We start from the raw sequence: 11,465 nt of genomic DNA, 5'->3' as shown, positions 1-11,465 counted from the left end.
GTTCTGCTGGCGCTGCGCCCGGTTCAGCCCGGATTGACTGGGGGCGGAGCGAATCCGTCGGGCCAGGGTAATGGACCAGGGGATCCCCAGGCGCCGGCTGAGCTTCTCGGCGATGTCCTCGGCCTGGTTGAAGCCCCGGCGACGTTGTCGGCTGCGGTGCATCGGGCTGGGGACCAGGAGGTGCGGGCGGCGTTCCGGGCGGGCGGCCAGCTCCTGGTCGATGTGATCGACAAAACAGCGTATCAGGGCGTGCCCCAGGCTGAGCTGCCGGTGGTACTTGTAGCGGCCAATCATCTGGTCAACCGGGAAGCGGTAGGTCCAGGGCGCGATGGTCGCGCTGAACGGGGGCAGATCGGCCTGGCATTCCCCGCACAGGGAGTCCGGAGGTGCCGACAACGGCAACGGCAGGGCGCATCGGCAACAGCCGTGGTGATTGGCGGGCAAATCCCGCCGGCAGGCCTGGCATAACCCGCCGGCGGCGCTCGGGACTGAGCAGGCAACGCAGAGGGTGTGGCGGTCGATGGCGCTGTTAACCTTTGGTGTAAATTGGGTTGACAGCGAGAGCAGTCCCTTTATCATTTGTCTCCATCCATGAATCCGGGCGGCGGCATCCGTTGCCCCGAATGTTCAAAACGTTAACAGGACCCTCACATGACCGCCACCGCCACCGCCATCCGCCACGACTGGACCGTTGCAGAAGTTCGCGCGCTGCTGGAGATGCCGTTCAACGACCTGGTGTTCAAGGCCCAGAGCGTGCACCGGGAGCATTTCGACCCCAACGAGGTACAGGTGTCCACCCTGCTGTCCATCAAGACCGGTGCCTGTCCCGAGGACTGCAAGTACTGTCCCCAGAGCGGCCACTACAACACCGGCCTGGAGAAGGAAAAGCTGCTGGAGATTGAGAAGGTGGTGGCCGAGGCCCGCGCGGCGAAAGAGAAAGGGGCCTCCCGCTTCTGCATGGGCGCCGCCTGGCGCAGTCCGGCCAAGAAGGATATGCCGTACGTGCTGGACATGGTGAAACGGGTCAAGTCCCTGGGCCTGGAAACCTGCATGACCCTGGGCATGCTGAATGAAGACCAGGCCGGGGAGCTCGCCGAAGCCGGGCTGGACTACTACAACCACAACCTGGATACCTCCGAGAAATACTACAACCACATCATCACTACCCGTACCTACCAGGACCGGCTGGACACCCTGGACAACGTCCGCAAGGCCGGGATGAAGGTGTGCTGTGGCGGCATCATGGGCATGGGCGAAGACCTGAGTGACCGGGCGGGCCTGTTGGTGCAGCTGGCGAACCTGCCCCAGCATCCGGAGAGCGTGCCGGTGAATATGCTGGTGAAAGTGGAGGGCACGCCGCTGGATCAGGTCGACGACCTGGATCCGTTCGATTTTGTTCGCACCATCGCCGTGGCGCGGATTCTGATGCCGGCCTCCCACGTACGGCTGTCCGCCGGCCGTGAAAACATGAACGATCAGATGCAGGCCCTGTGCTTCCTGGCCGGCGCCAACTCCATTTTCTACGGGGAAAAGCTGCTGACCACGGCCAACCCGGAAGCCGACCATGACCGGCAGCTGTTCAAGCGTCTGGGCATCCGTCCCGAGCAGCGGGAACAGAGCCATACCGAAGAAGAGCAGGTGGAAGCCCTGGCGGAAGCAGTGGAGTATGAGCAGACCCGGCACATGTTCTACGACGCCACCCGCGAATCCGCCTGAGGGAGCTGACTTGCGCGATTTTGCTGGCGAGCTGGAAGCGCGTCAACGGGCTGGCCTGTATCGCACCCGTCGATTGGTGGAGGGCCCCCAGCAGCCGGCGCTCACCGCCGACGGCAAGCCGGTGTTGGCGTTCTGTAGCAACGACTACCTGGGCTTGGCCAGTCACCCGTCGGTGACGGCGGCGCTCACCGCTGCTGCGGCTGATGTCGGCGTGGGCGGCGGCGCCTCGCACCTGATCTGCGGACATCATGAGGCCCACCATCGCCTGGAACAACGGCTTGCCGATTTCACCGGCCGCAGCGCCGCGCTGTTCTTTTCCACCGGTTATATGGCCAACCTGGGTGTGATCTCGGCCCTGGCGGGCCGGGGCGACACCATTTTCTCCGATCGGCTCAATCATGCCTCCATCATCGATGGCTGTATTCTCAGTCGCGCCCGGGTGCAGCGTTACCCCCATAACAATGTCGAGGCCCTGGCGGACCGGCTGGCCAGCACCGCCGGCCACAAACTGGTGGTCACCGACGGGGTCTTCAGCATGGACGGCGACCTCGCACCGCTCAGAGAGCTCTCACGGCTCTGCCGGCAACACGACGCCCTGCTGGTGGTGGATGACGCCCACGGTGTTGGCGTGCTGGGGAGTCGCGGTGGCGGCAGCCTGGAACACCTGGGGTTGTCTGAGGACGAGGTGCCGCTGCTGATTGGCACGCTGGGTAAGGCGGTTGGCACCAGTGGGGCCTTTGTTGCCGGCCCCGAGCTGATGATCGACTACCTGGTCCAGAAGGCCCGGACCTACATCTACACCACCGCCATGCCGCCGGCCCTGGCGGCGGCCACCTGCGCCTCGCTGGACCTGATCGACGCGGAGCCCGAGCGACGCGACCACCTGCGGCACCTGATCCGCCGGTTCCGCGAGGAGGCCCAGGCCCTGGGCTACCCGCTGATGCCGTCGCAGACCCCCATCCAGCCGATCATGGTGGGGGACAACTGGGCGGCGCTGGAACTCAGTCGACGGCTGGAAGAGCAGGGCCTGCTGGTCACGGCCATTCGGCCACCCACGGTTCCGGAGGGCGAGGCGCGCCTGCGGGTGACGCTGAGCGCCGCCCATACCGATGCCGATCTGGACCGCCTGCTGGAAGGCCTGGTCAACTGCACGGATTTGCTTCAGGAGTGACGGTTTGAGCCAGGTTGAGCGCGCATTGCCTATCGTACTGGTTGCTGGCTGGGGCGTTCCCGCCGAGATGCTGTCCGGTTTGTTCGACGGGTGGCCATCGCCGGTGCATCTTGTCAGTCTGGACGCAGAGTTGGTGGGCGATAGTCCCGATGTCGAGACCCTGGCCGCCCGGCTCACCGACCGATATACCGAACCGGCCCTCTGGGTCGGCTGGTCGCTGGGAGGCCAGGTAGCCATGGCCGCCGCAGACCGGGCCCCCGACCGTGTGCAGGGCGTCCTTACCCTGTGCAGTTTTCCGCGTTTCGTCGCCACGGCCGATTGGCCCTATGGCATGGCGCAGGCGCAGTTTCAGCGATTCAGCGAGGACCTGCAGCGGGATGCCCGCCGGTGCCGACAGCGTTTCCTCACGCTCCAGGCGCTGGGGGACCCTGACGAGCTGGAGGCCAAGCGGGCGCTCAGGCCCTGGCTTCGAAATGAGGCTGGGTTTACCCCGCCGGTGTTGCAGCGGACTCTCGATTGGCTGGCCCACACCGATCAGCGTCGGCTCTGGCAGTCCCTGGAGCTGCCGGTGCTTCATCTTTGGGGGGAGTGCGACCGGGTGGTGAGCGGGGCGATGGCCGGGGTGCCGGTATCGTCGTCAGCCCGTGTGGCACGGGTTGCCGGGCTTACCCATTGGCCACGGGGGCATGCCCTGGATCGCTGTCGCCAGGCTTTGGTCCGATTTGTCGAACAGTGTCAGGAGGTGGCGTGATGGCGTTGGTTTCGCAATCGGATCCAATTCCCACTCCGGATTCGCCGGAGCCCATTGCCAGCAAGCGGGCCGTTGCCCGGGATTTCGGTGGCGCCTCTGCATCCTATGACAGTGCTGCGCGCCTGCAGAGGCATATGGGCACGCGACTGCTTGAGATGTGCCGTGGTGTGGCACCGGGGCACCTGCTGGATCTGGGGTGTGGTACCGGGCAGTTTGCCGAAGACCTGCAGGCCAGGTTCCCCGGCGCCAGGCTCACCGGGGCGGATCTGTCCGAGGCGATGGTGCGTTACGCGGGTGAGCACCGGCCGGCGGCGGCAGGCTGGCTGGTGGCAGATGCGGAGCAGTTGCCGCTGGCGGATCGGAGTTTGGACCTGGTGTTCAGCAACCTGATGATCCAATGGTGTGCCGATCCCCGGCCGGTGCTGTCGGAATGCTTGCGTGTCCTCAAGCCCGGCGGCCAGTTGGTGTGTTCCACCCTGGTGGCAGGAACCCTGCGGGAACTGGTCCAGGCCTGGCAGCGGGCGGATCCCGGCCAGGACCACGTCAACCGGTTCGAGCGGGCTGCCGATCTGGAGGGCATGGCGGCGGAGGTCTGTCCCGCACTCACCCTGAATTACGAGACGGTGACCCTGGACTACGACTCGCCGTTGCAGTTACTCGCCGAACTCAAGGCCCTGGGCGCGCAATACAAGGGGGAGGGGCGTCGCAGAACCGTGACGGCGCCCGGGCGAATTCGCCGGCTCTGCCAGGCGTACCCGTTGGAGCAGGGGCGGGTGTATGCCCGATATGAAGCGGCCTATATCCGCTGCCGCAAACCGATTGAATGAATGACTACACAGGCTGACAGAGAAGGCTTAGCTAGATGGCAAAAAAGACCTATTTCGTGACCGGCACCGACACCGGCGTGGGCAAGACCCTGGTGTCGGCGGCGATTCTGGAAGCGGCGAAAGTGGCAGGGCTGCGAACCCTGGCCATGAAACCCGTCGCCTCCGGTTGCGAGGACACCGACGACGGTTTGCGTAACGAAGACGCCGTGATGCTGATGGGAGCCATGACCGAGTCCCTCAGCTACGACCAGGTAAACCCCATTGCCCTCAAACCGGCCATTGCCCCCCATGTCGCTGCGGCCCAGCAGGAGCGTGTGCTTGGCGCAGAACGTCTGGCCGGTTTCTGTCGGGGCCTTCAGATGCGCCCCGGCGACCTGATGCTGGTGGAGGGTGCCGGTGGCTGGCGGGTGCCGCTGAACGATCGTGAAACCTATGCCCGGGTCCCCCAGTTGCTGGAAATGCCGGTGATTCTGGTGGTGCCGCTGCGGTTGGGCTGCATCAACCATGCGATGCTGACGGCTGAGGCCATTCGCAACGACGGCCTGAAGCTTGCGGGTTGGGTGGCCAACCGGCCGGATGCGGAAGCCATGAGTTGCGAGGGGGATACCCTGAATTATCTGATGGCGCACCTGGGGGCGCCCTGCCTGGGCGTGTTGCCCTGGCAACCCACGCCAGATCCCGGTGTGCTGGCAGAAGACATCCGGGTGGATGTTTTGATTGAAAATTGACCAGTAATGTGGCTTAATCAAGTCAAGTATTTGTCACTCGTGTGGTCATCGCCATGATTAACAACACCCTCGCAATCGGTATCCAGGGCATGCAGGACGGCATGCTGGGGATGGAAAATGCTGCCCGCAAAATTGCCCGCGGCGGTGTTGACGGTCCCCAGGGGGCGGCCACTGGTCGTGCCCCGCTGGTGGAGCCGATCATCGACCTGAAGCTCTATCAGCGCAGTGTGGAAGCCTCAGCCCAGGTGGTTAAGACTGCCGATGAGACCCTCGGTACCCTCCTCGATCTTATGGCCTGACGGGGCGATCCCGCCGGTCTGTCCCTGGTCCGTCCCCGAAGCATGAGGCGCATCGGGTCATGATGATCTCTCCTTCCATCCATCCTTCGCTCCCCTCGACGGCTGCCAAGGCCGGTGACGAATCGGCTTCCCCTCGCGACAGTACCGCCGCTACCCGTCGCCAGGAACAGGCGGAGTTGCAGGAGCTGGCCCGACTCAAAGCGCGGGACCGGGAAGTGCGGGCCCATGAGCAGGCTCATCAGTCGGTGGGTGGTCAATACGCCAGCGCTCCCAGCTACACCTACCAGCGTGGCCCGGACGGGGTGCAGTACGCGGTCGGTGGCGAGGTCAATATCGATATCGCGCCGGTTGCCGACAACCCACAGGCGACTATCGACAAGATGCGCACCGTCCGCGCGGCGGCATTGGCGCCGGCCGAGCCGTCCGGGCAGGACCGGGCGGTTGCCGCCGAGGCCATGCAGTTGATGATGCAGGCCCAGCAGGAGCTGGCCCAGGATCGGGAGGGCCTGAATCAACGGGAGAACGGGGACCCGTCCCGTGAACCCGGCGGCCTGGCAGCTTACCGTACGGTTTCTGGCCTGTCCGATCCGGACGCCGGAACTTCCTCCGATCCCTTCTTGACAATCGCTTAAAATCAATCGCTTAGCTTTCTAGATCGGTCCCGCAGTGACATTGCGATCGGAAACCGTTGCACTTGGCAACACAAAATTTGAATCCCGTGCTTGACAGATCTGTGCCTACAAACGTATGTTTCAAACACTTGTTTAACTGACGCCGCCGGTAGGTTATCGCCTGGCGTCTGAGCAAACCCAAAGGCAGAGTGCTGCGAGCTTGACCGCAGACCTAACCGATAAGCTGAGGTGGATTCCATGCCTGAATACAAAGCGCCCCTGCGTGACATCAAATTCGTAATGAGTGAGCTGCTGGACAGTGAGCAGCACTACGCCAATCTGGAAGGTGCCGAAGACGCGACTCCGGATATGGTCGACGCCATTATTGGAGAAGGTGCCAAATTCTGTGAACAGGTTCTTTCCCCTCTGAACGCGGTTGGCGACCAGGAAGGCTGTAAGCTGACCGACGAAGGCGTGACCACTCCGAAGGGCTTCAAAGAGGCCTACCAGCAGTACGTTGAAGGCGGCTGGCCTTCCATGACTGCCGATCCCAACTACGGCGGCCAGGGCCTGCCCAGCTCCATCGGCATCGTCATGAGCGAAATGGTGGGTACTTCCAACTGGTCCTGGGGCATGTATCCCGGCCTGAGCCACGGCGCCACCAACACCGTTGAGGCCCACGGTACCGAAGAGCAGAAGCAGACCTACCTCACCAAGCTGATCAGCGGCGAGTGGACCGGCACCATGTGTCTGACCGAGCCGCACTGTGGTTCCGACCTGGGCATCCTGCGCACCAAGGCTGAGCCCAATGCCGACGGCTCCTACAGCATTACCGGTACCAAGATCTTCATCTCCGCCGGTGACCACGACATGGCCGAGAACATCGTTCACGTCGTTCTCGCACGTCTGCCGGGTGCTCCGGAAGGCACCAAGGGCATCTCCCTGTTCATCGTACCGAAGCGCCTGCCGAACGAAGACGGCTCTGCCGGCGAAGCCAATGCCGTATCCTGTGGCTCCCTGGAGCACAAAATGGGCATCCACGGCAACGCCACCTGTGTGATGAACTTCGACGGTGCCAAGGGCTGGCTGATCGGACCTGAGAACAAAGGTCTGAACTGCATGTTCACCTTCATGAACACCGCCCGTATCGGTACCGCCATCCAGGGCCTGGGCGCTGCCGAGCTCGGCTTCCAGGGCTCCCTGGCGTACGCCAAGGACCGTCTGGCCATGCGCTCCCTGAGCGGTCCGAAGAACCCGGAAGGCCCGGCTGATCCGATCATCGTTCACCCGGACGTGCGTCGCATGCTGCTGACCCAGAAGGCGGTGTCCGAGGCAGCCCGTGCCCTGGTTTACCTGGCGGCTCAGCAGGCCGACATTGTCCATCAGGGCAAGACCGAGGAAGACAAGCAGACGGCGGATGCCATGCTGGGCTTCCTGACCCCGATCGCCAAGGCGTTCCTGACCGAGATCGGTTTCGAGTCCGCCAACCTGGGTATGCAGGTATTCGGTGGCCACGGCTTCATCAGCGAGTGGGGCATGGAGCAGAACGTTCGTGACGCCCGCATCGGCATGATCTACGAGGGTACCACCGGTATCCAGGCCCTCGACCTGCTGGGTCGTAAGGTTCTGATGAGCCAGGGCGAATCCCTGAAGCAGTTCACCAAGCAGGTTCACGTGTTCTGCAAGGAAAATGCAGACAACGAGCAGCTGAAGGAGTTCATCGAGCCGCTGCAGGCGATGAACAAGGAATGGGGCGACCTGACCATGAAGATTGGCATGAACGCGATGAAGAATCGTGATGAGGTCGGTGCCGCTTCCGTCGATTACCTGATGTACTCCGGCTACGCCGTGTTCGCCTACCTGTGGGCCCGCATGGCCAAGGTGGCTCTCGACGCCATGGCTGAAGGCACCACCGAGGAGGCCTTCTACAACGCCAAGGTTCAGACCGCGCGCTTCTTCTACAAGCGCATGCTGCCGCGGGCCAAGTCCCACGCCGAAATGGCGCTGGCCGGCGCGGATAGCCTGATGGATATTCAGGAAGATGCCTTCGCCTTCTAAGGTGAGTCTCAGGCACAAGGAAAAAGCCCGCTCCTAACGATGCGGGCTTTTTTTGGTTATTGGTCTGGTTTTCTTGCAGAGTTGCGGTGAGAGGAACCGGGCCTCGGTTGTCCGTGAGCCGGCAGCAAAAATTGGGTAGAATACGCGGCTACAATAATGATCAATATTCTCGGGCACACAGCTGAAGGGTGCACCAGATTACCGGTAGCGCCGTATTTGTTAGAGATTGAATTCTGGAGAGAAATAGATGGCTGATTATCAGGCGCCTTTGCGTGACATGCGTTTTGTCCTTAACGAAGTATTCGATGCGCCCGCGGTGTGGGCTTCCATGCCCCGGCTGGCTGAAAACGTGGATCCGGATACTGCCGACGCTATCCTGGAAGAAGCCGGCAAGATCACCAGTGGCGTGCTGGCGCCGCTGAACCGCGAGGCCGACGAGCAGGGCTGCCAGTGGAACGATGGCGAAGTCACCTCACCGGAAGGCTTCAAGGAAGCCTACCAGACCATCGTGGAAGGCGGCTGGAATGGCCTGGGTGGTAACCCGGAGTTTGGCGGCATGGGCATGCCCAAGATGCTGGTGGCCCAGTTCGAGGAAATGATGCAGGGTGCCAACATGGCATTTGGTCTGGCCCCGATGCTGACCGCCGGTGCCTGCCTGTCACTGAATGCCCATGGCAGCCAGGAGCTGAAGGAAAAATACCTGCCCAACATGTATGCCGGTGTCTGGTCCGGTGCCATGGACCTGACCGAGCCTCACGCCGGTACCGATCTGGGGATCATTCGCACCAAGGCCGAGCCCAACGAGGACGGTTCCTACAACGTCACCGGAACCAAGATCTTCATCACCTGGGGCGAGCACGACATGGCGGAGAACATCATCCACCTGGTGCTGGCCAAGCTTCCGGACGCTCCGGCGGGCCCCAAGGGTATCTCCCTGTTCCTGGTACCCAAGTTCCTGGTGAACGAAGACGGATCCCTGGGTGAGCGCAACAGCTTCAGCTGTGGTTCCATCGAGAAGAAGATGGGGATCAAGGCCTCCGCCACCTGTGTCATGAACTTCGACGGTGCCAAGGGCTGGCTGGTGGGCGAGCCCAACAAGGGGCTGGCGGCGATGTTCACCATGATGAACTACGAGCGTCTGGGGGTGGGCATCCAGGGCATCGGTGCTGCGGAGGCTTCCCTGCAGAGTGCCCGCGAGTATGCCCTGGAGCGGACCCAAAGCCGTGCACCAAGCGGCCCCCGCCAGAAGGACAAGTCGGCCGATCCGATCATCGTGCACCCCGACGTGCGTCGCATGCTGTTGACCATGAAGGGCTATGTGGAGGGCGGTCGTGCTTTCTCCACCTACGTGGCCCAGTGGCTGGATATCTCCAAGTACTCGGACGATGAGGAGCAGCGAAAGCACGCCGAAGGCATGGTGGCCCTGTTGACACCGGTAGCCAAGGCCTTCCTCACCGACCGCGGTCTGGATACCTGTATCCTTGGCCAGCAGGTGTTTGGTGGTCATGGCTTCATCCGCGAATGGGGCCAGGAGCAGCTGGTACGGGATTGCCGGATCACCCAGATCTACGAAGGCACCAACGGTATCCAGGCGCTGGACCTGATGGGGCGGAAAGTCGTGGCCAACCAGGGCAAGCTGTTTGAACTGTTTGCCGCGGACGTTGCCAAGTTCATCGAGGACAACAGCAACGACCAGGCCTTGCGTCCGTACCTGGAATCCCTGTCCGCCGCGCTGGAGCGTCTGTCCGACGTGACCGAAGATGTGTTGAGGCAGGCTGCGGAAACCCCCGACGCCATCGGCGCCGCCTCCGTGGATTACCTGGACCTGTTCGGCCTGACAGCCGTGGCCTACATGTGGGCCCGGATGGTCAAGGTGGCCGCGCCCAAGGCGGACGGCGACACGTCCGGTTTCTACACTGGCAAGCTGAAGACTGCGCGTTTCTACTTCGACCGCCTGCTGCCGAAGACCGTGTCCCTGGCTGAAGGGATTCGCAGTGGCAGTGATGCCATGATGGCACTGACCGACGACGAATTCTGAGGCGTCGGTGACCCATGGGGCAGGGTGAACAGGCCTGCCCCTGGATAGTGAAAAGTCGGGCCTTGGCCCGACTTTTTTTATGGGGGAATGTTGGTTTCCGGTATGGCCGACAAGGAGTCGGCGGGGATTGGTCGTGGCTGGAGCGCTAGAGCTGGGCCATCCGGGTTGGCTCCTGGATAAAGGGGTTAGGGTTGCCCTGCAGCTCGAGGATCCGTTGGTGGCGGGTCAGTTCGCCATCGTCCGGCGGGTCCAGCTCGCTCCAGTCCCGAAACACGCTGACCGCGCCCAGCCAGGGCAGGTCGTAGGTGCTCACCATATACGCCACCGTCCGGGCGACGTCGCCCTTGATCCGCTGTGGCGGCTCGATGAATTGGGTGCTTTGGCGAATGCCGCAGTCCCCCTGGGGGCTGGAACTGGCCAGTTGCTCAAACTTGGCATTTCGACGACGCATCTCGACACGGCTCTGTACCGGCACGATGTTGTGCAGGTCAGAGGCAATCTGCCGGTAACGGTCGTCTTTCTCACACTGGCGCGGCGTACCGCAGCGCAAGGCGTTGCGCACGTGGGCAAGCGGGTAAACATAGCCTTCGGAAATCAGGAAGCCTTTGCGGTCAAAGGCCTTGTTGCAGAAGAAGGTGTTCCCGCCGTTCACGTACAGTTCGCCCCAGAACTGTTGCTCGACCGTCTGGTCGGGATCGCTAAAGCGGTTGTTTTGACCGATAACCAGTGCTGGCATCAGCAGGAGGAGTGACACGACAATGAGCAAGTGTTTGTGTTTCATGGCCCTCTTTATACCCCGCAAACTGCTCTCTTGCAGCGGCTAATCGGGCCCCCCTGCAGTTCGTGTTGAACTGCACATACTGGATTGGATCGTACCGACTAGCCTCCCTGCAAAGATGACGCGTGGTTCATTTATGACTCAGTATGGCACACGCGTGCGCTGGCCCGCGTATCGGTTTGTAACCAATGGCAAAGGCGCGGGACCTACTTCAGCCGATCACGTAATTTCTCGTAGCGATCGCGCAGCTCGGTTCCCACTTTGTGAGCGGATTCACGAGCCTCCTGGGTGGCTTCGCTGGCGTCGTGAAGAATGCGGTCCAGCCGCTGGCGGAACCGTTCCCATTCAGCCTCCAGGTCGTCCCATTCGTCCCGGACATCTTCCCGGGCAAGGTGCAGCTGCACGCGGGCCTCGTCGCGGTACTGGCGTACTTTCTCAGCAATTTTTTTCAGGTCTTCTTGCAAATTCATAGCAACCTCCAACTCCAT

Annotated in this window: 12 protein-coding genes; 9 read left to right on the top strand and 3 right to left on the bottom strand. The window is 62.5% G+C overall.

The window, feature by feature from the left end; translation table 11 throughout:
- Positions 1 to 579 (bottom strand): ComF family protein (locus R3175_RS11970; RefSeq protein ID WP_318944510.1); only part of this gene is annotated, 579 nt, incomplete at its 3' end.
- A gap of 72 nt (positions 580 to 651) precedes the next feature.
- On the opposite strand from R3175_RS11970, the gene bioB reads away from it, so the two are divergent.
- From bioB to R3175_RS11925, 9 genes are all read left to right on the top strand, one after another.
- Positions 652 to 1,716, top strand: a complete 1,065-nt coding sequence (bioB, locus tag R3175_RS11965) for a biotin synthase BioB (RefSeq protein WP_318944509.1) — start codon at positions 652 to 654, stop codon at positions 1,714 to 1,716.
- 10 nt (positions 1,717 to 1,726) lie between these two features.
- A complete protein-coding gene (bioF, locus tag R3175_RS11960; protein WP_318944508.1) occupies positions 1,727 to 2,887 on the top strand; it encodes an 8-amino-7-oxononanoate synthase in 1,161 nt (386 codons plus the stop codon).
- Between the two features lie 4 nt (positions 2,888 to 2,891).
- A complete protein-coding gene (locus R3175_RS11955) occupies positions 2,892 to 3,638 on the top strand; it encodes an alpha/beta fold hydrolase (protein WP_318944507.1) in 747 nt (248 codons plus the stop codon).
- Positions 3,638 to 4,465 carry a malonyl-ACP O-methyltransferase BioC gene (gene bioC / locus R3175_RS11950; RefSeq protein WP_318944506.1) on the top strand — a complete coding sequence of 276 codons (828 nt, stop codon included), beginning with the start codon at positions 3,638 to 3,640 and terminating at the stop codon, positions 4,463 to 4,465. Before R3175_RS11955 ends, bioC begins: the two co-directional genes overlap by 1 nt.
- Positions 4,466 to 4,500: 35 nt before the next feature.
- Complete coding sequence (bioD, locus tag R3175_RS11945) at positions 4,501 to 5,193, top strand: dethiobiotin synthase (protein WP_318944505.1); 693 nt, start codon at positions 4,501 to 4,503, stop codon at positions 5,191 to 5,193.
- Positions 5,194 to 5,246: 53 nt separating this feature from the next.
- Entirely contained in the window at positions 5,247 to 5,492 is a 246-nt protein-coding gene (locus R3175_RS11940; protein WP_318944504.1) for a flagellar basal body rod C-terminal domain-containing protein, read from the top strand.
- 59 nt (positions 5,493 to 5,551) lie between these two features.
- Positions 5,552 to 6,124, top strand: coding sequence for a putative metalloprotease CJM1_0395 family protein (locus R3175_RS11935; RefSeq protein WP_318944503.1), 573 nt, complete (start codon positions 5,552 to 5,554; stop codon positions 6,122 to 6,124).
- 237 nt (positions 6,125 to 6,361) lie between these two features.
- Positions 6,362 to 8,161, top strand: coding sequence for an acyl-CoA dehydrogenase C-terminal domain-containing protein (locus tag R3175_RS11930; protein WP_318944502.1), 1,800 nt, complete (start codon positions 6,362 to 6,364; stop codon positions 8,159 to 8,161).
- 247 nt (positions 8,162 to 8,408) lie between these two features.
- A complete protein-coding gene (locus R3175_RS11925; RefSeq protein ID WP_318944501.1) occupies positions 8,409 to 10,199 on the top strand; it encodes an acyl-CoA dehydrogenase C-terminal domain-containing protein in 1,791 nt (596 codons plus the stop codon).
- A gap of 145 nt (positions 10,200 to 10,344) precedes the next feature.
- Here R3175_RS11925 and R3175_RS11920 read toward each other — a convergent pair whose 3' ends face one another.
- Together R3175_RS11920 and R3175_RS11915 are read right to left on the bottom strand one after the other, a co-directional pair.
- Positions 10,345 to 10,980, bottom strand: coding sequence for an endonuclease (locus R3175_RS11920; protein WP_318944500.1), 636 nt, complete (start codon positions 10,978 to 10,980; stop codon positions 10,345 to 10,347).
- A 203-nt stretch (positions 10,981 to 11,183) separates the two neighbouring features.
- Positions 11,184 to 11,447: a hypothetical protein gene (locus R3175_RS11915; RefSeq protein WP_318944499.1), complete on the bottom strand. Its 264-nt coding sequence runs from the start codon at positions 11,445 to 11,447 to the stop codon at positions 11,184 to 11,186.
- Between the last annotated feature and the right edge of the window lie 18 nt (positions 11,448 to 11,465).

Source organism: Marinobacter sp., from assembly GCF_033722735.1.
In the GTDB taxonomy this organism is placed as follows: domain Bacteria; phylum Pseudomonadota; class Gammaproteobacteria; order Pseudomonadales; family Oleiphilaceae; genus Marinobacter.
Note: the sequence above shows the minus strand (reverse complement) of the source record. Positions and strands in the feature narration are given on the sequence as shown.